The organism is Paraburkholderia sp. FW306-2-2C-D06C, from assembly GCF_058781505.1.
In genome coordinates, this window is record NZ_JBYSWU010000027.1 from 31276 (window position 1) to 54461 (window position 23186).

Here is a 23186-nt window from a genome sequence, read left to right on the forward strand (position 1 = left end):
GATCATCCTTGTTTGTGTTTCAGCGGCAGCACCCGCACCGGGTCGCCTGCCTTGACGCCGAGTGCGGCTGCCTCCGCGGCGCTCAACCGGAACACGCCGTTTTCCGGCACACCCGCGGTCACGCCCACGCGAAAATCGCCCAGCGACGTATTCGACACCATCGATTTCGGTCCATCCGCCGGCGCATTCGACGCGCCGATCTCGACCGGCGCCACCACGCTTTCGCGCACGGTGCGCAAGTCGGCGATATGGCATTCGAGCACCGGACCCGCGTCGAAGATATCGACGTGATTCTCGTAGCGCAGCCCTTCCGCTTCGAGCATGCGGCGCGCCGGAATCGTGTCGCTATGCGTGAGGCCCACGCATTGCTGCGCCTCTTCCGGCAACAGCTCCACATACACCGGATAGCGCGGCATCAGCTCGGCGAGAAACGCTTTGCGGCCATGCGAACTCAAATAGTCCGCCGCGTTGAAATCGATCTGGTAGAAATGCGAGCCGACCGCGCGCCAGAACGGCGAAGTGCCGTCCGCGTCGAAATGGCCGCGCAGTTCCGCGCAGAGACGCTCCGGAAAGCGCTCGCGAAACTGCGCGAGAAACATGAAGCGCGAACGCGACAGCAAGCCGCCGACGCCGCTCGCACGGTAACGCGGGCTCAGGAACAGCGAGCACACTTCGGCATAACCCGTCAGGTCGTGCGAGATGTTCAGCGCGCGCATGCGCGTCCAGATGCCGAGGTCCTGGCTCGCGTGCACCACGGTGCTCACGCGATAGTTGTAAAACGGTTGCTCGAGGCCGACCGAGGTTTCGATGCCGCATACGCCCGCCACGTCGCCGGTCCCGGTGTCTTCCATCACGAAGAAGTAACCCGCTTCGTGCGGCGCGGCCTTGTCTTCCATCGTGCGGCGCGCGCGTTCGATGCGTGCCGCGAGCGCCTCGCGATCCGGCTTGAAGGTGGTGAGACCGGGGCCGGTCTCCTGGGCGAGCGCCATCAGCGCGTCCACATCGCCCCGTTGCACAACGCGAACGACGATCATTGTGCGTCTCCCGAAGAGTCTTCCTGATACGGCTGGTGCAGCGGCACGCAGCGCACCGCGTCGCCCTCCTGCACGCCGAGCGCAGCGCGCGCCGCGTGCGGCAACGGTGCGCCGGCTTCCTTGCCGGCCGCCAGCTCGCCCAGCACGCAGCGGAATTCGCCGCCGGCGGCATTATGCGCGATCAGATACGTCGAACCGGCTGCTGCCGCGCCGGCTTCATGCACCACACGCGTTTCGTTGCGTGTCACGCAGGCGCTGCGATCCACCTGTGCGGTCAGCACCGGACCGGCGTCGAAGATATCGACGTAGCGGTCGGTCTCGAAGCCTTCCTCGAGGTGAATCTCATAGGCGAGCAAGGCCTTCGAATCCGGTTCGCCGAGCACGCGCTGCGCCGCTTCCGGCAGCAACGGCACGTACACCGGATAGGTCGGCATGACTTCGGCGATAAAGGTGCGGCTGCGGCCGCCCGATTCGATTTCGATGTCGGCGAAATTACGGCCGAAGAACTTGCGCCCCACCGCTTCCCAGAACGGCGACACGCCCGCGTCATCGGTGACGCCGAGCAGCAGCGAGAACACCTCGGACGTGAAGCGCTTGCGATTGGCGGCGATGTACATCATCCGCGCCCGCGACAGCAGATGCGCGGCCGCATCGCCACGCAGCGAAGGATCGATGTAGTAGCCCGCAAGGCGGCTCTTGCCGGTCAATTCATGCGACATGGTCAGCGCGTGAATCTTGCGGTTCACGTGCAACTCGCGCGACGCATGAATCAGCGCGTCGTTGCGAAACGCGTAGAACGGGTCCGAATAGCCGGCCGCCGCGACGATGCTCGCCGTGCCCATCAGCTTGCCGCTTTCCGCGTCCTCGAGCACGAACAGATAGAACTCCTCGCCCGGAAAATCGACGTCCGCGCGAAACGAGTCTTCCGACAACGCGACGCGCGCTTCGAGCGCACTGCGGTCGTGCGGCAGCGAATGCAGCACCGGTTGCGCGGTGCGCGCCATGTGTTCGAGCGCATCGAGATCGGCGAGGCGGCCGGGGCGTACGAAGAGCATCATCGTTCCTGTTGAATGTGGCGCATGAATCGGTGCTGCAACTCGATGCAGCAACTCACTTCGACGCCGCTTCGGCCTGCGCGCCGACGATCTCTTCGATCGCCTTCGCCAGACGCTCGAAGCCTTCGTTCATATCGTCGAGCGGCATGATCAGCGACGGCACGAAACGCAGCACGTCCGGACCCGCCATCAGCATGATCACGCCGTGCGTGCCCGCAGCGGTGACGAAATCTTTCGCGCGGCCCTTGTAAGCGTCGGTCAATTCGGCGCCGATCAGCAGACCCTTGCCGCGCACTTCCCTGAACAGACCAAAGCGTTCGTTGAGCTTCGCGAGGTGGCCCTTCAGCGCTTCGCTGCGTGCATGGACGCCCTCGAGCAGCTTCGGATCGCTGATCAACTCGACCACCTTCTCGGCGATCGCCGAGGCGAGCGGATTGCCGCCGTAGGTCGTGCCATGCACGCCGACCTTGAAATGCGCGGCCAGTTCGTGGGTGGTCAGCATCGCGCCGATCGGGAAACCGTTGCCGAGCGCCTTCGCGGTGGTCAGGATGTCCGGCGTCACGCCCGTTTCCTGATACGCGTAGAAATAGCCGCTGCGGCCCACCCCCGTTTGTACCTCGTCAAAAATCAGCAGTGCGCCGTGCTGATCGCAGGCTTCGCGCAGCGCCTTCAGGAACGCCGGATCGGCGGGAATCACGCCGCCCTCGCCCTGGATCGGCTCGACGATCACCGCGCAGGTCTTCGCGCCGATGGTCTTCTTTGCCGCTTCGATATCGTTGTACGGCAGGTGGATGATGCCGGCCGGCACCGGGCCGAAGCCTTCCGAATACTTTGGCTGGCCGCCCACGCTCACGGTGAAGAAGGTGCGGCCATGGAACGACTGCGTGAACGAGACGATTTCGAATTTGTCCGCGCCATGACGCTCGAACGCGACGCGGCGCGCCAGCTTCAGCGCCGCTTCGTTGGCTTCCGCGCCCGAATTGGCGAAGAACGCGCGGTCGGCGAAGGTCAGGTCTTCGAGGCGCTTCGCGAGGCGCAGCACCGGTTCGTTGGTGTAGCCGTTACCGATGTGCCACAGCTTGCTGCCCTGCTCATGCAGCACTTTCAGCAGTTCAGGATGCGCATGACCGAGCGCGGTGACGGCGATACCGCCGGCGAAGTCGATATAGTCGCGGCCTTGCGTATCCCAGACGCGCGAGCCGAGACCGCGATCCGGTACGAAGGCGGCGGGCGAAAACACCGGCACCATGACTTCGTCGAAGGTCTGGCGTGTCACAGTCAGGTCGTTCATGGCAAATCCTCGTTACAGGTGAGAGGTAATACACGTAGTGTAGGAAACCGCACGCGATACGTCTTGCGCATACGCGACGCTTTCTATGAGCTTCCGGGCGGGCATGCGCGGTGCGGCGCTTATTTGCCCGCTTATTCGGCTGCTTATTGGGCTGCTTATTGGGCTGCCAATTCGGCCGCTCATTCGACCGCTTTTTCGGCCAGCCTATCCGCTTGCTTATTCAGCCCGGTCAGGCCGTTCGATCAACGCGCCGGGGCGCGGCTCGCTCGCCGCGGCGCCCGTCGCGCCGGTCTGCTTGTCGATCCAGTTACGGCGATCCTCGCGCGGTGTGACACCAAAGCGTTCGCGATACGCATTCGAAAAGTGCGCCGCCGATGAAAATCCGCACGCGAGACTGATCTGCACCACCGACTTGCTGGTGCGCTGCAATTGCGTACGCGCTTTCGAAAGCCGCAGCCCCAGGTAGTATTTGGACGGCATCGAACCGAGATACTGGCGAAACAGGCGCTCCAGTTGCCGCCGCGAGACGCCCACCAGACCGGCGATTTCATCGGTGGTGAGCGGGTCCTCGATATTCGCTTCCATCAGCAGGAGCGCATCGTTCAGGCGCGGATGGCGTTCGCCCGGCGCGGTCACGAACGGAATGCGCTGCCGCTCCTCGCCCGCGCGCAATACGCCGACACCCAGCGTATCGGCGATCCGGTCGGCGAGTTCCGGGCCATGATCGCGGCCGATCATCGCCAGCATGAAGTCGACCGTTGCCTGACCGCCCGCACAAGTCGCGCGATCACGGTCGATTTCGAAAATCTGTTGAGTGACGATCGAGCGCTCGAACTGCTCGGAGAACTGCTGATAGGTTTCCCAGTTGACACTCACGCGATAGCCGGACAATTGCCCCGCCATCGCGAGCCACCAGACGCCGTGATGAATGCCCGTGACGAGCGGCGTGCGCTGTCCGACGCGCGACAGGCTCGCGAGAAAGAGCCGATAATCGGCGAATTGCTGAAACCGTTCGCTGACGATGATCAGCCAGTCGCACGAGATCGCATCGCCGAAGGCGGCATCGGCCGGCCATTGCGCGCCGCCCGAGAGCGGCACCGGGCGGCCGTCCCACGAGCAGACCTGCACGCGGTACAGCGCGCGGCCGTCGATTTCGTTGGCGAGATTGAGCGCGTCGACAATCGGCCCGACGCCCGACATCGACACAGGCGGCAATGCGACGATTGCAACCTGAGTGGTGCGTGCCGGGCCGGACGTGCGAGCCATCGCTGATGAGTGAAACGCGGAAAGCGCGAGGCGCGCGTTACTTCAGGCTGCCGGACAGGAACTGCTTGAGCCGTTCGCTGCGCGGTGCGGTCAACACCTCGGCGGGCAAGCCCTCTTCTTCGGTGCGGCCCTGATGCAGGAACATCACATGGTTCGACACGTTGCGCGCGAAACCCATTTCGTGCGTGACGACGATCATCGTGCGGCCCTCTTCGGCGAGCTTCTGCATTACCTTCAGCACTTCGCCGACCAGTTCGGGATCGAGCGCGGAAGTCGGCTCGTCGAACAGCATCACGTCCGGGTTCATCGCCAGCGCGCGGGCAATCGCGACGCGCTGCTGCTGACCGCCGGACAGATGCGACGGATACTGTTTTTCCAGGCGCGGCGCGAGACCGACTTTCTCGAGATATTCACGCGCGCGATCTTCCGCTTCGCGACGCGACAAACCGAGCACATGAATCGGCGCTTCGACGATGTTCTCGATCACATTCATGTGCGCCCACAAGTTGAAGTGCTGGAACACCATCGCGAGCTTGGTGCGGATGCGTTGCAGCTGCTTGTGATCGGCGACTTCGAGGTTGCCGTGACGGTCGGCTTTCGTCTTCACCGTTTCGCCGTCGACGACGATCTGGCCGGCGTTCGGCCGCTCGAGGAAATTGATGCAGCGCAGGAAGGTGCTCTTGCCCGATCCGCTCGCGCCGATGATGCTGATCACGTCGCCCTTGTTCGCGTTGAGCGACACGCCCTTGAGCACTTCGTTGTCGCCATAGCGCTTGTGGATGTCCTGCACGGCAAGCTTGCAAGCTTCGGTTTGAGTCGTGTGGAGCAAGATGCTCTCCCAATGAAATACAGATCGATCTTCGTGACGGCGCGCGCACCGGTCACACCCGCCGCGCCGCTCGATGCCAACGCGCCCGCTCAGTGCGTGTCAATGCGAGCGCACCGCCAGGTAACCCAGCCAGTGACGCTCGGCGCGCCGGAACAGCGCGACCAGCGCGAACGACACCACCAGGTAAATCAGTGCCGCGAGTCCGAATGCATCGAACGACTGGTACGTGGCCGAATTCGCGTCGCGCGCCACCTTCAGGATGTCCGGCACCGTGGCCGTGAACGCGACCGTGGTGGCGTGCAGCATCAGGATCACTTCGTTACTGTACAACGGCAGCGCACGCCGCAGCGCGGACGGTATCACAATGCGCCGGTACATCGTGAACCAGCTCATGCCGTAGGCGCGCGCCGCTTCCACTTCGCCGTGCGAGGTCGAACGGATCGCGCCGGCGAAAATCTCGGTGGTGTACGCGCAGGTGTTCAGCGCGAAGGCGAGAATCGCGCAGTGAAAACCGCTGCGGAAAAATGCGTCCAGCAGTTGATGCGAGCGCACGAATTCGAGGCTGTACATGCCGGTGTAGATCAGCAGCAGCTGCACGTACAGCGGCGTGCCGCGAAACACGTAAGTGTAGAGGCGCACCGGCGTCGACAGCCAGCGCTTCTTCGAAACGCGCGCCACCGCCAGAGGAATCGCCGCCACGAAGCCGATCCCGATCGAGGTCACCAGCAGCCACAGCGTGACCGCGAGACCGGAAATCCGCTGACCGTCCCAGTACAGGAACGCGCGCCAGAACTGGTTGAGAATGTCGATCATGGTCTTAGAGCTCCGCGTGCCGCACGCCAATCGAATAGCGCCGTTCCAGCCAGATCAGCACGAGATTCGAAGCGGTGGTGATCGCCAGGTAGATCAGCGCGGCGACCAGAATGAAGAAGAACATGTTGAACGTGCTCTTGCCGGCGTCCTGCGCGGCCTTGACGACATCGGCGAGACCGATGATCGACACCAGCGCGGTGGCCTTCACCAGCACCTGCCAGTTGTTGCCGATGCCAGGCAGCGCGAAGCGCATCATCTGCGGAAACAGGATGCGCGTGAACACGCGCAGGCCGCTCATGCCGTACGCCGCGCCCGCTTCGAGCTGACCGCGCGGCACCGCGAGAAACGCGCCGCGGAAGGTCTCGGTGAAATACGCGCCGTAGATGAAGCCGAGCGTCAGCACGCCGGCCACGAACGGATCGATGTCGAACTGCGGCAGATCGAGCGCATCAGTCAGATTGTTGACCGCGATCTGAATGCTGTAGAACAGCAGCAGCATCAGCACCAGATCGGGCACCGAGCGAATCAGCGTCGTATAGCCGGTCGCGATCGCCCGCAGCGGGCGGTTGAACGAGAGTTTCGCCGCCGCGCCCGCGAGGCCGAGCAGCACGGAGGCTGCCAGCGAGAGGACGGACAGCTCGATCGTCTGGATCGTACCGGCCAGCAGCACCGGACCAAAGCCGTAAAGGAACACGCGCGTCTCCATCCAGGTTCATGAGGATGTCACGGACGGCGCCGGCAGCTCTCTTTGCCTGGCTCGTCCGACATGGCGCGGAGTCTCGCAAGCGAAAATTAATTGCTCAAATAGAGGGCGGGAGGTTTGCTGCGTCGCAGCATGACGCGGTTTTCCGCCGCTGAAGGCTCCTGGGGCTTGGTTTTGCGGGGGATATCGGTTTGTAAGCCCGCTCGCGGGCGGCTTGGGCCGCCGCGATTTAGCAAGTTTCGGGTCGCTTTTTCGATAGACGGAGCGGCTGCACAAACCGCAGCGGCGCGCAGGCAACAGAAAACCTCAATCAATCCCCAAGCGAGCGCGAATCGCCGGCAACATGTACTCAACCGCCGCGCGCCCCTCTTCAATCGCCGGTGCCGCGCGATGAAAATCAAAAATCCCCATGCCGCCAAGGCGCGGCTGAATCAGGATATCCGCCGGTTCGCCTGCAAGGCGGCTGCGCGTAATCCGCACTTGCATGATGTCGATGCTCTGCGCGATCGAGCTCAGCATGGAAGGCACCCGCGCACTCGGTGCAGGGGGCACCCGCACGTCGTCGCTAGCGCGCACCTCGGCAGGCGCAAGCCAGCGCGGCCAAGGTTTGCCGTTGCGGCGTAACGCGACCGGCGGCGGCGCCGTCGGATCAATCGCAGGCGTATCGACCACCGCACCGCCGAAATCGCGGCCGTTGAGAATATCGTTGTTCAGATCGACAGCGATCACGCAGTCCGCCCGCATGCCGCGCGCCACCGAAACCGGCACCGGATTGCTCAGGCCGCCATCCACCAGCCACACGCCGTTATGCCAAACCGGCGTGAAAATCCCCGGAATCGCAATCGACGCGCGCACGGCATCGACCACGCTGCCGTCCTGCAACCAGCTTTCGCGCCCCGTGTCGAGCTCGGTCGCGACCGCGGCGAACGGCATGTTCAACTGCGCAATCGAGCGTCCGTCGAATTTGTCCGCGAACAACTGGATCACTTTACGCCCGCCCAGCAAGCCGCCCGACAGACGCAGATCGAGCAGACGCACCACCGTCTGCCAGGTGAGCCGGGAGACCCATTCTTCAAGCCAGTCGAGGTCGCCGTTCGCATAGACCGCGCCGACCAGCGCCCCGATCGATGTGCCGCACACCACATCCGGCTTGATGCCCGCATCGAGCAACGCGCGAATCGCGCCGATATGCGCCCAGCCGCGCGCGGCGCCCCCACCCAACACCAGCCCGATACGGCTATATCGACGTCGACGTATCATTTTTTCCCGCCTGTTCTCTGTTCCCGACTTTTCTCGTCGTTCCTCATCTATCGCCCGCGCACCACGTCCGAGCGCGATGTGGTGTACACCTTCTGAAACTGGTCGAAATGCACGTTGAAAATGCCCTCTTCCGTCACGCCGCCCTCGCGCCACTTCCAGCTCCACACGGTTTCCGGCTTCAACGGAAACACGGCGACTTCGCCTGGCTTGCCGAGCAGGCGGCGCACTTCGTCCTCGGTCATGCCGATGCGAACCTTCGCGAAGTTGGCGGCAGTGAGCACCTGCGTGATGGCTTGCAGTTTGCCGTCGCGGTCGATGTCGACCATGTAGGTGTTCAGCCCTTGCGGGCCGCGCGGATATTCGAGGCGCTTCGAGCCGTCGGTAAACGTCCGTTCGGTTTCCGGTTTGCCCATCTGGTCGCGGACCTGCGCTTCGCTCGTGACGCCGGGCGTCATATTCTTGAGCAGTAACGCGTCCGGTTTGACAGCGTTGAAAAATTCCTTGAGTTTTTGCACGGCGCGGTCGCTCTGTTGGTCGTCACAACCGGCAAGCGCTACGCACGCGCTCAGCATGGCGACGGTAAGCAGTTTGAGGCTCACAGCAAGTTTCCTGTACGGATGCGGGCGCGTCATGCGCACGCATCCCGTTGTGTAGGGCGTCCACCAAGGGGACTTCCTCCGGGCGTGCTACAGGATAACCGCGTGTGGAAAAAACCGCGAGCGCCGCCTGCAGGAAGGCTGTCGGCCCTCTTGCGGCGCAGTCGGCGGCGGCGTGATATGCCGCGGGTCGACGCAGATGGACAAGGCGGGAAAAATGCGGCGCACGAGTACTCAGAAGCATGCGGAAAAGCGCGCACAAACAGGCACAAGCAGACACAAACAGGCACAGGCACGCACAAGCCCAGGCTCGCACAGGCATGCACAAACGGCGCACAAGCAAAAAGGCGACGCTGTGCTACGCGTCGCCAGACCGGTCGGTACGGTCACCGAGCGGTGGAGGCGGCAGAACGGCCGCCCGAAACGAAGCACCATGGACGACGCGCAGCGGCCCGATTCGGGGCGAGGCGGCGAGAGACCTTGGCCTCTGACCTTACACCATCGCCGCAATAGCGGACCGCTGCTTGTCTGGCCGCCCTGGTCCCTCGATAAGCCTTCCAAGTGCAGCTAATCTAAACGCATTGGCGGTATTAGACGAGAGCGCGTTTACACCGAATCGGCAGATGATTTGCAGCTGAACGGCGCAGGCGCGGTGCCGGTCCGCATCGCCCCCTCATACGGGCAAGAACGAAGCGAAACCCGCCCGCCCCGCGCCCAGCAGCACCGAATCGTTTTGCGGCGTATGGATCCGCGCGCACAGCACATCGCGATAGTGGCGCTCGAGAGGATTGTCGCGGCTCAAGCCGGGATTGCCGCTTGCCTCGACGGCGAGTTGCACGGCCTCGATCGAATGATTCGTCACCGTGTATTTGACGAGCGGCGCTTCGTCGAGCGTCACGTGCTCGCCGCGCGCACTCGCGTCGAGCAACACACGATTGTCGAACAACAGCGCATCGATGCGGCCGAGCGTCTGCGCAAACGCCGGCAGGCTCGCGAGCGGCGCGCCGAGATTGCCGGGTGTGCGATGCGCGGCCCACTGCGCGAACCAGTCGCGCGCGGCCCGCGCCACGCCGTCGTAGACCGCCGACAGCAGCACGCTCATCCACGCGAATCCGAGCGGATCGAGCCCGGCGCCGGGCTCCCCCGGCGGATGCACATCGACCGCATGCGTAGCCGGCACGAACACGTCGTCGAACACCAGTTCGTGACTGCCGGTGGCGCGCATGCCGAGGTGATTCCATTCGCTGCCGACCCGCACGCCCGGCGTATCGCGATGCACCAGCCACACGCCGACGCGCGGCGGCGTCTCGTCGCTGCGCGCCCACACCGCGAGCCACGTGAGACCGGGGCTGCCGGTCGAATACAGTTTGCTGCCGTCGATGCGCCAGCCGTCGCCGCTGCGCTTCGCGACGGTCGACGGCAAGCCGCCGCGCGCCGGCGTGCCGAGTTCGGGTTCGACGCGCAGCGAGTTGATCAGCGCGCCGTCGCGCACCGCTTCGCGCGCGACGCGTTCGCGCAGCGCCACAGGCCAATGCGGATTGCCCTGCAAGCGGTGGTGAAACAGGTACTGCATGACCAGCACCAGCGCCGTGGACGGCTCGCCGCGCGCCACCGCGCGGATCACTTTCAACGCCTGCGGCAAGCTCGCGTCCGCGCCGCCGAGCGATGCAGGCACCGTCAGCGAGAGCAGATCGAACGCGTGCAGGCGCGCCAGATTGGCGTGCGGAAATTCGGCAGTGCGGTCATAGTGCGCGGCGCTCGCGGCGAACTCGGCGGTGAGCTGCGCGAGCAGCGCGTCGAACGCATCGCTATCGAGCCGCGGATGACGGCGTGTCACCGCGCTGTCGGCAATCGGGGCATTCATGCGGGAACTCCGGCGCCGCGTTACGGCAGAGGGAAACTGCGATCGAAGCTCGTGCGCACATCGAGATGCGCGCGGATCACGTTGGCGGCTTCGTAGATATCGGCGGTGCGCTGCTGCGCGGCGACGACGCTGTCGTCGATCGCGACCGGATGCACCTGGCCGCGCTGATAGACAGTTTTCAGCACGTCGGTCGGCAGGCCAGTCACGCGCGATTGCATCGCCGCGACTTCGTCCGGATGCGAGAGCGCCCAACGTTGCCCGATCGCGACGCGCCGCAGGAAGTCGGCGAGCTGCGCGCGCTTGTCCGCGATCGCGCGTTCGGTGGCGACCTGGTAGCTGAGTCCTTCCGACAAGCCGACGCCGTTGGCGATGATACGGTTGTGGTCGCGCGCTTCGCCCAGCGCCGTGTACGGGTCCCACACCGACCACGCGTCGACGCTGCCCGAAGCGAGTGCCGCCTTCGCATCCGCGGGTGCGAGAAACACGAGCTTGACGTCGGCTAGCGGCACGTTGGCCTTCTTCAACGCGGCGAGCGCGAGATAGTGGCCGATCGAACCGCGCGTCGTCGCGATACGCTTGCCCTTCAGACTCGCCGCATCGTTCAGCGGCGAATGAGCGCCGACGACGATCGCCAGATCGAGCGGCGTCGAACGCGTTGCCGCGACCGCTCGCACGCGCGCGCCGGCAGCGAGCGCGAACACGAGCGGCGCATCGCCGAGTCCGCCGACATCCACCGCGCCCGCATTCAACGCTTCGCCGAGCGGTTGCGCGGCGGGAAAGTTGAACCATTCGATCTTGTACGGCAGGTCTTTCAATTGCCCGGATGCTTCGAGAATGCCGCGCGTTTGCAAGGACTGGTCGCCGACTTTCAGCACCGGCAAATCGGCGGCATACGCGGACACTGGCGAGGACGCGGCGCACACGGCCAGCAGCGCGGCAACGACTGGTCTGAACCACAACGCGCGGCGCACGCGTCGCACGGCGGATGAGACTGCAAAAGAAAAGCGGGTGATCGTCATATCGGCGCTTACGCGATGCATGCGGTGAAAGTTGGAAGCGACGATAAGGCACGCATCTGCATAAGGCAAACGCATTATTCTTCTAAGCAAATATGCGAATTTTCCTGGCACCCGCTTCGTGCGCACAGACTTGTGCAGGTATCGTCGTGCGCACGAAATGCCCGCGTCAGATCACATGAAAACCGTGCGTGCCGTCGCGCCTGAGTTGCGCGACGAGGCCGTATTCCCACTCCAGATACGCGTTCATCGCTTCACGCCCGTTATCGGTGCCTTCATACGGACGCCGGTAACGGTCGATGCGCGGCGAAGCGAGCCTCGTCTCGCCGCTTTCGACCGGCAAGCCCGCTTCGATCCATGCGCTCGTGCCGCCGCTCAGCACCTGCACCGGTTTGCCCGTCAAGGCGGCCACCTCGGGCGCGGCGAAACGCGCCAGCAAACTGCTGCCGCAGGTCACCACATAGCGTTGCGCGGTGGGCAGCTTGCGCACGGCGGCGTCGAGCAGCGAGCGAATCGCGTACCACGCGCCCGGAATATGGCGCTTCACATAGTTCGCGCTCGTCGTGAAATCAAGCACGGCGGTGCCGGGCGCTTGCAGCAGCGCCGCCAGTTCGGCGGGCGAAATCTCATCGGCGTCTGGCGGCGTGGGCGCGTTCCGCGCAGCGGGCGCCGCCCCTCGTTCGCTGAAGTCGGCGGCGCTCAGGCCATCCACCACGTACACCTCGACGTTCATCTGCGCGAGCCACGATGCGCTCATGTTCGCGCGCACGCCGTCGTTGTCCGCGAGGATCACGCGCGCGCCGCGCACCGGCGCGAACATGTCGGTCTCCTGCACGAGCTGGCCGCCCGGCGCGCTGCGAAAACCGGGCACGTGGCCCGCTTCATATTCTTCCGGCGTGCGCACGTCGAAGCGATAGACGGTGCGTACCGCTTCGTCGGCCCAACGGCGCGCTTCGTCACGCGACGTGCGGCCCACTTGCGCGCGATCCGCCACCTTGCGCGCGGCGTCGGCGGCGGCCAGACGGACTTCGTCGTCGAGATTCGGATCGAAGCGGCGCGAGCTGCCATGCGCGAGCGGCTGCCCGGCGAGCGTCCAGCCGATTGTGCCGTTGCGCAGCGCCGCAACCGGATTGGGCACGCCCGCATTGATCAGCGACTGCGCGCCGATGATGCTGCGGGTGCGGCCCGCGCAATTGACGATGATGCGCGTGGCCGGATCGGGTGCAAGCTGCCTGGCGCGCAGCACCAGTTCGGCGCCCGGCACGCTGATGCTGCCGGGAATGTTCATGGTCTGGTATTCGTCGAAGCGGCGCGCGTCGAGCACCACCACGCCGGCCTCGCGATCGAGCAGCGCCTGCACGTGCGGCGCGTCGAGCGACGGCGTATGCCGCTCGCTTTCGACCAGTTCGCCGAATGCCTTGCTCGGCACGTTGACATCCTGGAACAGCTCGCCGCCGGCCCTACGCCAGCCTTGCAGGCCGCCTTCGAGCAAGGCGACATCGGTATAGCCCAACTCGCTCAAACGGCGCGCGGCGCGTTCGGCGAGTCCTTCGCCGTCATCGAATACGACGATCGGCACGGTGAGACACGGCAGGCGCAGCGGCGCGTCCAGTTCGAGCCGCGACAGCGGCAGGTTGGCGGCAAAGAGCGGATGACTGCGTGCATGCGGATCTTCCTCGCGTACGTCGACGAGCGCGATTTCCTGGCGCTCCAGCAGCGCGCGGCGCACGTCCTTGAATGAAAGGGTACGGAACTCTGTAGCGAAACTCATGGGATCGGGAACTCCTTCGAAACATTCCAGATATTCGGCAACACGTCGTTCGAGTAGCCGGAGATGAAATTTTTACGACCACCGCCGGCCGGGTACACCGAGCGCGTCACCGCACCGATATTTGCACCGTACACGTGAATGCTGATCGATGTACGGTCATCGTATGCATTGCTCACGCGATGAATGTCGCCGATGCGCGGCGACACGGCATCCACTGCGCCAGCGGCGAGGCGCCGCGGCGCGCCCTCTTCCGCCAGCGTGCCGGTCGGCGTGACGCGATAATTCTGAGCAATTTCCGCGCCACGCAGCACGCCGATCAAACCCCATACGGTGTGGTCGTGCACCGGCGTCGCTTGCCCCGGTCCCCAGACAAAACTGACAACGGAGAAACGCTGCCGCGCATCCGCGTGCAACAGGAATTGCTGATAGCGCTCGGGATCGGGCTGCGCGAAAGCGTCGGGCAACCAGTCGTCGTGGGCGACCAGTTCGCTCAGATGCGCGCCGCCGGCTTCGAGGAGCCGCGCTTCGGGCACGGCGTCGTCGACAAGGGACGCGATCCGGCTGACGAACGTGCGCAGCCGGTCCGCTCTTAAGGCGGCGCTTAAGGTTTGAGTCATCGAAAGTTCAAGGAAGGGGTGACGGGAATCCGGAATCGGCTCAGGCGCCGTGGGCGAGCGCAGCGTTGAAGGTGTCGGTCCACAACGGCGCGACGTCGACGCGCCGCTCGATCACGGCCGCACGCGCAAAGGTATCGGCAACCTGCTGCTCGCTCGCGATGTCCGCCGCCGTGACGCCGGTGATGCGGCGCGCCTGGCTCTGGTTGCGGTACAGGGACAGAATCGCTTCTTCCGGCACGCGCAGTTCGGCGGACAACACCTTCGCATACGCATCCTGATGCTGGCTGAACCACGTGCATGCGCGTTGCAGCCTCACCAGCAGATCCGCGGCAGCGGCGCGCCGCAGCGGGTCAGCCAGGGCCGCCGGGTGACCGTAGTACAGATAGTTGCCGGACAGGTAGCCGTTGGCGTTTTTCAGCACGCGTGCGCCCGCCTGCGAGATCGCGAGCGGCACGTTGTAGCCGTAGATCGCCCATGCGTCGAGCGAGCCGGCGTTGAAGGCGGCGAAGCCGTCGCGCGGTGCGAGCGACGTCGCCTGGATATCGCTGAACGACAGCCCCGCTTCTTCGAGCATGCGCAGCAAGTAGTAATGCGTGGTGGTCGCGCGCAGATAGCCTACGCGCTTGCCCTTCAGATCGGCGATCGAGCGGATCGACGAGCCCTTCGGCACCAGCACCACCTGGTTGTTGACGTCGTCCTTGTAGACGGCGATCACGCGTACCTGGGCGTTTTGCAACCGCGCGAAGATCGGCGGAATCTCGCTGCCCGAGGCGATATCGAGCGAGCCGCCGTTCATCGCCTCGACCATCGCGTTGCCGGACTGGAACTCGGACCAGTCGATCGCGTAAGGGGTGTCCGCGAGGCCGGCTGTTTTCAGCAGCGTGGCGTCGCCGCCTTTGTAGGTCGCGACACGCAGATGGACTTTGCTGAGGTCGAGGCGCGGGTCGTTCCGGCCCGCTCCCGCCCATGCAGCCGATGCAGCCGACGCGGCTTGCGCCGCTGCCGAAACGAGGCTCGTGCCTGCGCCGGCTAGTGTCACGGCGGCCACGGCCGCAGCGGGCGGCAACGCGGACATGAGCCGGCGGCGCCGGAGCGAAACCGGCGGATCGAAACGTTGGGTCATATCGGGAGTCGCTCAGGTCAGTACGTCGGGCTCGGCTTCGACGAGCCCTTCCAGCAGGCTCTCGAACGCAAACAGCGCGCCGCCGGGACGGCCCACCTGCTCATGCGTGAGCGTGGCGACGTCGTGCGGGATGGCTTGTGGCGTGCCGGCGGCTTCGGCGAGCAATTGCGCGTGGCAGGCGCTATCGAGCGCGATGTACCACCATGCGGCGGCCTCGACGCTCGGGCCGGCCGTGAGGATGCCGTGATTCTTCAGGATCACTGCGCGTCGCTCGCCGAGCGCCGCCGCGATGCGCGCGCCTTCGCCGGTGTCGAGCACGACGCCGCGAAAATCGTCGAACAGCGCGTGGTCCTGATAGAACGCGCACGCGTCCTGCGTCAGCGGATCGAGCGTGCGGCCGAGCGTCGACCACGCTTTGCCATAGAGCGAATGCGTATGCGCCGCCGCGACCACATCGGGGCGCGCCTCGTGAATCGCAGCGTGAATCGCGAAGGCCGCCTGATTCACCGGCCCCTCGCCGACGACGATCTCGCCCTGCGCATTCACCAGCAGCAGATCGGACACGCGAATACGGCTGAAGTGCTTGCCGAACGGATTGACCCAGAAGTGATCGGGCCACTCGGGGTCGCGCGCGGTGATGTGTCCGGCGAGCCCCTGGTCGAAGCCATAGCGCGCGAACAGACGAAACGCCACGGCGAGGCGTTCTTGCCGATGGCGGCGTTCATCCGCGATGCTTTCACGCGGCGGCACGTCGTCGAACCAGAACTTGCGGAGGGGTTCGTGACGCTGTAGCGCCGTTGCATTGCCCGCAGGCGTGTTCCTGAAGGCGGCAGACAGATCGGTCATTGGGGCTCCGTTCAGGCGGCTACGCGCTCGACGCGCGCGATCCGTTCGCGGGTGGCCGGAATCAGTTCACGGCCGTAGTCGATGGCGTCTTCGAGCGGATCGAAGCCGCGCACGAGGAAGGTCGAGACGCCGAGCGCGTAATAGTCGGCGAGCGTATCGGCGACCTGTTCGGGCGTGCCGACGAGAGCGGTCGAATTCGAGCGCCCGCCGATTTCCCTGGCGATGCCGGTCCACAGGCGTTCGTCGACGCGGTCCGATTCACCGGACGCCGCCAGCAGACGCCGCGCGCCTTCGCTTTGCGCCGGGCCGCCGACGCCGAGCCCTTGAGCCGCGCGCAGCCGGCGGGTTTCTTCGAGGATGCGATCCGCGCGCTCCCAGGCGGCGGCTTCGGTGGCGGCGAGGATGGGCCGGAACGACACCGAGAAGCGCACCGTACGGCCATGTTTGGCTGCTTCGGCGCGCACGCGGGCGACCTGCTCGCGCACTTGCGCCTTCGATTCGCCCCACAGCGCGTAGACATCCGCGTGACGGCCGGCGATTTCGAGCGCGGGCGCCGACGCGCCGCCGAAGTACACCGGGATATGCGGTTGCTGGAGCGGCTTGACTTCGGAGAAACCTTGTTCGAAGCGGTAGTACTGGCCCGCGTGATCGAAGGGTGTGTCTTCGGTCCAGATGCGGCGCAGGACGTGCAGATATTCGTCGGTGCGCGCGTAGCGTTCGTCATGCGAGAGGTAGTCGCCGTCGCGGCGTTGTTCTGCATCGTCGCCGCCGGAGATGATGTGGACTGCCAAGCGGCCGCGCGAATAGTGGTCGAGCGTTGCCAGCTGACGCGCGGCCAGCGTGGGTGCGACGAAGCCCGGGCGGTGAGCCAGCATGAAGTGCACGTTTTCCGTGACGCTGGCCGCGTGGGCTACGGTCAGGAGTGCGTCGGGGCTCGTCGAATGATGCGGCACGAGGATGCGGTCGAAGCCCGCGGCTTCGTGGGCGCGGGCGAATTGTCCGATGTAGTCGAGGTCGATGCTCGGGCCTTGCGGCGCGTGAGTTTCAGACACCTTGCGGGTCTGGATCATGCCGATGAATTCGATTGACACGGTGGTGTCTCCCAATCATGTTGGTTTTGCCCGGCGGGGCGGTGGCTCTTCTTTTTCCGCAACGGCGGTTGCTGCCGCGTTCGAGGGGTTTAAGGTAGCAGCGCTACATGCGGTTGTTAAATATTGATCAGCCATATCTATATCGGCTTTGCATGTATTGGGTTTTGGTTTCTTGCCTTTGGCAGCCCCCTTGCCGCAAACCCCCTTCGACGAACGTGGACATCCCCGTGCCGTCAGCAGGAAAACAAAACCTTTGCCACAATGCCCCGTCGCGCGAAAGCGCAAAAAGCAGCCATTGAACAGACAATGATCCCCTTCTCGGTCCTGGACCTATCGCCCGTCACCGCAGGCGCCACCCCGGCACAAGCCTTCAGGAACACGCTAGACCTGGCGCAGCATGCGGAAGCCTGGAACTATCGCCGCTACTGGCTGGCGGAACACCACAACATGACCGGCATCGCCAGCGCCGCCACCTCGGTGGTGATTGGCTACGTCGCTGGCGGCACAACGAAAATTCGCGTCGGCTCGGGCGGCATCATGCTGCCCAACCATGCTCCGCTAGTCATCGCGGAACAATTCGGCACCCTCGCCTCGCTCTATCCGGATCGCATCGACCTGGGCCTCGGCCGCGCACCCGGCACCGATCAAACCACCGCCCGCGCGCTGCGCCGCGATCCGCAAAACAGTGCTGAGTCGTTCCCCGACGACGTCGTCGAGCTGCTACGCTATTTCGCCGATCCCGTGCCGGGCCAGCGCATTCGCGCAGTACCCGGCGCAGGTCTCAATGTGCCGCTGTGGCTGCTCGGCTCGTCGCTCTACAGCGCGCAACTCGCCGCGACGCTCGGCCTGCCGTTCGCGTTCGCGTCGCACTTCGCGCCCGATCACATGCTCACCGCGCTGCGGCTCTATCGCGCGCAATTCCGGCCGTCGGCGACGCTCGATAAACCCTACGCGATGGTCGGCATCAATCTGTTCGCCGCCGATACCACCGCCGAAGCGCAGCGTCTCTTCACCTCGCTGCAGCAACAGTTCATCAATCTGCGCCGCGGTACGCCCGGTCAGCTGCAGCCGCCGGTCGAGCGTCTCGAAGCAGCGGAAATGGAGTTGAACAGCGTCGCGCATTCGCTCGCCTGCACCGTGCTCGGCGATCGCGATGCGGTCCGCGAAGGTCTGCTGTCAGTGATCGAACAGACCGGCGCGGACGAGCTGATGCTGACCGCGCAAATCTACGATCACGCGGCGCGCTTGCGATCGTTCGAAATCGCCGCGCAAGTGCGCGAGGAATTGATCGTCGGCAAGTAACAAAAAGGGCGGCTCGCGGCCGCCCTTCTTCTCGCTGACTGTTCGGGCGCGGGTCCGGGCTCAGCGGTTCGCCGGCACCGCCGCCAGGCCGTCGAGCAGCGCCCGATGAAATGCCTGCGGATCCTGCATCTGCGGCGCGTGCCCCAACGCCGCGAATTCGACGAGCGTCGCATGCGGAATCGCCTTGGCCGCGGCCTTGCCCAGTTCCGGGTAACGGCCGATCTTCGCGCGCACCTCGGGCGGCGCTGCGTCCTTGCCGATCGCTGTGGTGTCCTTCTGGCCGATCAGCAGCAGCGTCGGCATCGTCAGCTGGCCCAGCTCGTATACCACCGGCTGCGTGTAAATCATGTCGTACAGCAACGCGGAATTCCACGCGACGATCTGTTTGCCGGGACCACTGTACATCCCCGCCAGCATCTGCACCCACGGTTCATAGTCCGCGCGCCACTGGCCCGCGTAGTAGGTCGACTGCTCGTAGCGGCGAATGCCGTCGGCGGTGGTCTTCAGCTCGCGCTCATACCATTGGTCGACCGATAGCGACGGCACGCCCTTCGCCTTCCAATCCTCGAGCCCGATCGGGTTGACCAGCACCAGTTGCTGCGTCTCATGCGGATACGTCAGCGCATAGCGGATTGCGAGCATGCCGCCAGTGGAATGGCCGATCAGGGTCGCGTCGGTGACGCCGAGCGACTGGAGCAGCGCGTGGGTATTGCGCGCCAGTTGCTGAAAACTGTACTGATAGTGCTCAGGCTTGCTCGATTTGCAGAAACCGATCTGGTCGGGCGCGATCACGCGATAGCCGGCGTCGCTGAGGCGGCGGATCGTCGTCTCCCACGTCGCCGCGCAGAAGTTCTTGCCGTGCAGCAACACCGCCGTGCGGCCGTTGGCGTGCTCCGGCTTGATATCCATGTACGCCATATGCAGCGCCACGCCTTGCGAGGTGAAGTCGTACCGCTCGACCGGCGCCGGATAGTCGAAGCCCTGCAACTCGGGGCCGAACGCGGGACCGACGTGGTCGGCGGCGCTGGCCACGCCCGGGTTGGCGGCGCTGGCCGGCGAGGCGGTCAAAGCGATGGCAGTGGTGGAAGCGGCGCTTGCAGCGGCGCTTGCAGTGACGGTTGCAGTGACGGTTGCAGCGGCGGTTGCAGCGGCGAAGACGGCCGGCGAGGCAGCCAACGCACTGGCGCTCAACATGGCGAGCAAAGAAAAGCGGCGCAAGCTCATCGATAGGTTTTCTTGCAAGGAGAGAGCAACGGAAAACGTGCGGCTCACGCACGAGCAATCGCGCTCGAGCCCCGTTCACGAGCCGACGATTCTACGACGCTCCGCCAGACTCCGCCGCCGCCCGCGCACGCTCATGGCTGCAGTGGCTGCAGTGGCCGTAGTGGCCGTAGTGGTCGTAGTGGTCGCAGTGGTCGCAGTGGTCGCAGCGGTCGCAGTGGTCGCAGTGGTCGCAGCGGTCGCAGTGGTCGCAGTGGTCGCAGCGGTCGCAGCGGTCGGCATGGCACGCATATTGCGGATAATCACCATGCACGCTATGTGTCGTGGCGCACGGATGCATCGTGTGCAAGGGTTGATCGTGCAGATCGTGCACAAAGGCGCAGCGCAAGCGGCATCCGCACAATTCAGACTACGCGCCCGCGGCAAATCGGTGCTAGAACTAGCAGACGGAGCCAAAAACGCGGAGCCACCCGACAGCACGATCCAGAAGCGGACAGGAAAGCGAACTAAAACCATCCGGGGCAAACGCTCGAAACAATAGTTAGAAGCGAGCGCTTGAACCCATGGCGAGAACACATCCAGCATGGCCATCCGGGGTATACCAACCAGGGAGACAGACATGGAAAGTCCGGCACGCCTGAACGATCTGCAACGCACCACCCTCGCCATCGTCCTTGCGGGCGGACGTGGCACGCGGCTCGGGCCGCTCACCAACAAGCGCGTCAAACCGGCAGTGCACTTCGGCGGCAAATACCGGATCATCGACTTCGCGCTGTCCAATTGTCTGAACTCCGGCATCCGCCGCATCGCGGTAGTCACGCAGTACAAGGCGCACTCGCTGCTGCGCCATTTGCAGCGCGGCTGGGGCTTCCTGCGCGGAGAATTCAGCGAATTCATCGACCTGTGGCCCGCGCAGCAACGCGTGGAAGGCGCGCACTGGTACCGCGGCACCGCGGACGCGGTGTTCCAGAACCTCGACATCATCCGCTCGATCCGGCCGAAATACGTGGTGGTGCTCGCGGGCGATCACATCTACAAGATGGATTACACGCGGATGATCGCCGACCACCAGGAAAGCGGCGCGGATTGCACGGTCGGCTGTATCGAGGTGCCGCGCATGGACGCGGTGGCCTTCGGCGTGATGGCGGTGGATGAACACCGCCGCATCACTGGCTTCGTCGAAAAACCGGCCGATCCGCCCGCGATGCCGGGCCGCCCGGATACGGCGCTCGCCAGCATGGGCATCTATGTGTTCAGCGCCGACTACCTGTACGCGCTGCTCGAAGAAAACATCTCCAGCGTCGACACCGATCACGACTTCGGCAAGGACATCCTGCCGCGCGTAGTCACGCAAGGTATGGCGATCGCGCATCCGTTCAGCATGTCGTGCGTGTCGTCGGACCCGAATGTGGAGCCGTACTGGCGCGACGTCGGCACGATCGACGCCTACTGGGCCGCCAACCTCGACCTCGCCTCGACGATCCCGACGCTCGACCTGTACGACCGCAACTGGCCGATCTGGACGTATCAGGAGCAGTTGCCGCCGGCCAAGTTCGTACGCGACATGAAAGGTCTGCAAGGCAGCGCCAACAATCTGATCCTGTGCGGCGGCTGTGTGATCTCCGGCTCGCAGATCGCGCGCTCGGTGTTGTCGTCGAATGTGAAGGTGAATTCGTTCTGTAACATCAATGAGGCAGTCTTGTTGCCGCAAGTCACCGTCGGCGCGAGTTGCCGGCTGCAGAAAGTCGTGATCGACCGCGGCTGCGCGATTCCGGACGGCACGGTGATCGGCGAGGATCCGGTGAGTGACGCCGAACGTTTCTACCGTACCGACGACGGCGTCGTGCTGGTCACGCCCGAGGCGCTCAGGCAGAAGGCCGGCTGATTCTCGCACCGTTGATGAATGCGCCGCCCGCGCGCCGCCCGCGCCGCGGCTGAACGACGTCCCGCACTAACAGGAATGAGACAGAGTCTATGACGATTCGCGCCCTGCACGTCGCAAGCGAGCTGTATCCCCTTCTGAAAACGGGCGGTCTCGCCGACGTCGCGGGCGCATTGCCGCCTGCGCTGATCGAGCTCGGCGCCGACGCGCGGGTGCTGCTGCCCGGCTTTCCCGCGGTTGCCGCCGGCTTGACCGACGTGCGCACGGTGGCGCAACTGGGCCGCCGTTTCGACGCGCCCGCGGTCACGCTCGAACAGGGCACGCTGCCCTCGAACGGCCTCACGGTCTATATGATCCGCGCCGCCACGCTGTACGACCGGCCCGGCAATCCGTATCTGAACGACGAACATGTGCCCTACGGCGACAACGCGCAGCGCTTCGCCCTGCTCGGCTGGGTCGCCGCGCAACTGGCGCAGCAACTCGATCCGGCGTGGTCGGCGCAGATCGTCCACGCGCACGACTGGCATGCGGGGCTCGCGCCCGCCTATCTGAAGGCGGCCGAACGCCAGCATGGCCGCTCGTTCGCGCGCAGCATATTTACGGTGCACAACCTCGCGTATCAGGGCATTTTCCCGGCTCACCAGTTCGGCCTGCTCGGTCTGCCGGACGACTTCTTCAGCATGCACGGCGTCGAGTTCTACGGGCAGTTGTCGTTCCTGAAAGCGGGCCTCTACTACAGCGACCGCATCACCACCGTCAGTCCGACCTACGCACGCGAAATCCAGACGCTCGCCCAGGGCGGCGGCCTCGACGCGCTGCTGCGCCATCGTTCGCACGACCTGAGCGGGATCCTGAACGGTGTCGACTACACGGTGTGGAACCCCGCCACCGATCCGCTGCTCGAGGATCACTACACCGCTACGCGCCTGGCCGGCAAACAGGCGTGCAAAGACGCCTTGCAGAAGCGTTTCGGCCTCGCGCAGAAAAGCGATGCGCTGCTGTTCGGCGTGGTGAGCCGGCTGACCGAGCAGAAAGGCCTCGACCTGCTGCTCGCCGCGTTGCCCGAAATCGTCAAGCGCGGCGGCCAGCTGGCGGTGTTCGGCACCGGCGACCCAGCACTCGAAAACGGCTTGAAACGCGCCGCGCAGGCGCATCCGGAATCGGTCGCGGTCGAACTGGGCTTCGACGAAGCGCTGGCTCATACGATCGTCGCGGGCAGCGACGTGATCGCGGTGCCGTCGCGCTTCGAGCCGTGCGGGCTCACGCAGATGTATGCGCTGGCGTGTGGCTCGCTGCCGCTCGTGCACCGCGTCGGCGGTCTGGCGGATACGGTGGTCGACGCGTCGCTCGAAAATCTCGCCGACGATCTCGCCACCGGCTTCGTATTCGAACGCTTCGAACCGCAGGGCCTTGCCGCCGCGATCCGCCGCGCGTTTGCGCTCCATGAGCGGCGCACCGAATGGAAAGCGACGCAGCGGCGCGCGATGCGCCAGGACTTCGGCTGGGGCGCATCGGCCGAGCGTTATCTCGCGCTGTATCGCGAACTCGCGTGAGCCGCCAGGCCCCGCTGCCCCGCTGCCGATACGTTTGATGGTTCGGCGCAACA

22 protein-coding genes are annotated in these 23186 nt (G+C 65.0%); 5 read left to right on the plus strand and 17 right to left on the minus strand.

The genetic code is table 11. The features are described from left to right. Positions 1-2: 2 nt before the first annotated feature. The 16 genes from astA to AC3WLT_RS20880 form a co-directional block, all read right to left on the minus strand. On the minus strand, positions 3-1034 hold the full coding sequence (astA, locus tag AC3WLT_RS20805) for an arginine N-succinyltransferase (protein WP_492593572.1): 1032 nt from the start codon (positions 1032-1034) through the stop codon (positions 3-5). After that, positions 1031-2089, minus strand: a complete 1059-nt coding sequence (aruF, locus tag AC3WLT_RS20810; RefSeq protein ID WP_492593573.1) for an arginine/ornithine succinyltransferase subunit alpha — start codon at positions 2087-2089, stop codon at positions 1031-1033. Before aruF ends, astA begins: the two co-directional genes overlap by 4 nt. Before the next feature lie 55 nt (positions 2090-2144). Continuing rightward, positions 2145-3380: an aspartate aminotransferase family protein gene (locus AC3WLT_RS20815; protein ID WP_492593574.1), complete on the minus strand. Its 1236-nt coding sequence runs from the start codon at positions 3378-3380 to the stop codon at positions 2145-2147. Positions 3381-3596: 216 nt separating this feature from the next. Next, positions 3597-4646, minus strand: coding sequence for a GlxA family transcriptional regulator (locus AC3WLT_RS20820; protein ID WP_492593575.1), 1050 nt, complete (start codon positions 4644-4646; stop codon positions 3597-3599). A 37-nt stretch (positions 4647-4683) separates the two neighbouring features. After that, complete coding sequence (locus AC3WLT_RS20825; RefSeq protein WP_492593576.1) at positions 4684-5475, minus strand: ABC transporter ATP-binding protein; 792 nt, start codon at positions 5473-5475, stop codon at positions 4684-4686. A gap of 99 nt (positions 5476-5574) precedes the next feature. After that, a complete protein-coding gene (locus AC3WLT_RS20830) occupies positions 5575-6288 on the minus strand; it encodes an ABC transporter permease (RefSeq protein WP_492593577.1) in 714 nt (237 codons plus the stop codon). A 4-nt stretch (positions 6289-6292) separates the two neighbouring features. Then, a complete protein-coding gene (locus AC3WLT_RS20835) occupies positions 6293-6982 on the minus strand; it encodes an ABC transporter permease (RefSeq protein WP_492593578.1) in 690 nt (229 codons plus the stop codon). Positions 6983-7297: 315 nt separating this feature from the next. Next, positions 7298-8251: a patatin-like phospholipase family protein gene (locus AC3WLT_RS20840; RefSeq protein ID WP_492593579.1), complete on the minus strand. Its 954-nt coding sequence runs from the start codon at positions 8249-8251 to the stop codon at positions 7298-7300. Positions 8252-8298: 47 nt separating this feature from the next. Beyond that, positions 8299-8850 carry an outer membrane protein assembly factor BamE domain-containing protein gene (bamE, locus tag AC3WLT_RS20845; RefSeq protein WP_492593580.1) on the minus strand — a complete coding sequence of 184 codons (552 nt, stop codon included), beginning with the start codon at positions 8848-8850 and terminating at the stop codon, positions 8299-8301. 670 nt (positions 8851-9520) lie between these two features. Next, positions 9521-10711: an acyl-CoA dehydrogenase family protein gene (locus tag AC3WLT_RS20850; RefSeq protein WP_492593581.1), complete on the minus strand. Its 1191-nt coding sequence runs from the start codon at positions 10709-10711 to the stop codon at positions 9521-9523. Between the two features lie 20 nt (positions 10712-10731). Beyond that, a complete protein-coding gene (locus AC3WLT_RS20855) occupies positions 10732-11730 on the minus strand; it encodes an ABC transporter substrate-binding protein (protein WP_492593582.1) in 999 nt (332 codons plus the stop codon). Positions 11731-11896: 166 nt separating this feature from the next. Continuing rightward, complete coding sequence (locus AC3WLT_RS20860) at positions 11897-13498, minus strand: rhodanese-related sulfurtransferase (protein ID WP_492593583.1); 1602 nt, start codon at positions 13496-13498, stop codon at positions 11897-11899. Next, a complete protein-coding gene (locus AC3WLT_RS20865) occupies positions 13495-14115 on the minus strand; it encodes a cysteine dioxygenase family protein (protein ID WP_492593584.1) in 621 nt (206 codons plus the stop codon). Before AC3WLT_RS20865 ends, AC3WLT_RS20860 begins: the two co-directional genes overlap by 4 nt. Before the next feature lie 40 nt (positions 14116-14155). Then, positions 14156-15238, minus strand: a complete 1083-nt coding sequence (locus AC3WLT_RS20870; protein ID WP_492593585.1) for an ABC transporter substrate-binding protein — start codon at positions 15236-15238, stop codon at positions 14156-14158. Between the two features lie 12 nt (positions 15239-15250). After that, positions 15251-16084: a class II aldolase/adducin family protein gene (locus tag AC3WLT_RS20875; protein WP_492593586.1), complete on the minus strand. Its 834-nt coding sequence runs from the start codon at positions 16082-16084 to the stop codon at positions 15251-15253. Positions 16085-16095: 11 nt separating this feature from the next. Continuing rightward, on the minus strand, positions 16096-17175 hold the full coding sequence (locus AC3WLT_RS20880; RefSeq protein WP_492593587.1) for an LLM class flavin-dependent oxidoreductase: 1080 nt from the start codon (positions 17173-17175) through the stop codon (positions 16096-16098). On the opposite strand from AC3WLT_RS20880, the gene AC3WLT_RS20885 reads away from it, so the two are divergent. After that, complete coding sequence (locus AC3WLT_RS20885; protein WP_492593588.1) at positions 17159-17302, plus strand: hypothetical protein; 144 nt, start codon at positions 17159-17161, stop codon at positions 17300-17302. The genes AC3WLT_RS20880 and AC3WLT_RS20885 overlap by 17 nt on opposite strands. 179 nt (positions 17303-17481) lie before the next feature. Further along, entirely contained in the window at positions 17482-18477 is a 996-nt protein-coding gene (locus tag AC3WLT_RS20890; RefSeq protein ID WP_492593589.1) for an LLM class flavin-dependent oxidoreductase, read from the plus strand. Between the two features lie 60 nt (positions 18478-18537). Here the strand turns inward: AC3WLT_RS20890 and AC3WLT_RS20895 are convergent, their stop codons facing one another. After that, on the minus strand, positions 18538-19545 hold the full coding sequence (locus tag AC3WLT_RS20895; protein ID WP_492593590.1) for an alpha/beta fold hydrolase: 1008 nt from the start codon (positions 19543-19545) through the stop codon (positions 18538-18540). Here AC3WLT_RS20895 and AC3WLT_RS20900 point away from each other — a divergent pair. The 3 genes from AC3WLT_RS20900 (at position 19517) to glgA (ending at position 23133) form a co-directional block, all read left to right on the plus strand. Further along, complete coding sequence (locus tag AC3WLT_RS20900) at positions 19517-20239, plus strand: hypothetical protein (protein WP_492593591.1); 723 nt, start codon at positions 19517-19519, stop codon at positions 20237-20239. The genes AC3WLT_RS20895 and AC3WLT_RS20900 overlap by 29 nt on opposite strands. A gap of 78 nt (positions 20240-20317) precedes the next feature. Continuing rightward, complete coding sequence (gene glgC, locus AC3WLT_RS20905; protein WP_492593592.1) at positions 20318-21583, plus strand: glucose-1-phosphate adenylyltransferase; 1266 nt, start codon at positions 20318-20320, stop codon at positions 21581-21583. Between the two features lie 89 nt (positions 21584-21672). After that, positions 21673-23133: a glycogen synthase GlgA gene (glgA, locus tag AC3WLT_RS20910; protein ID WP_492593593.1), complete on the plus strand. Its 1461-nt coding sequence runs from the start codon at positions 21673-21675 to the stop codon at positions 23131-23133. Positions 23134-23186: the final 53 nt, after the last annotated feature.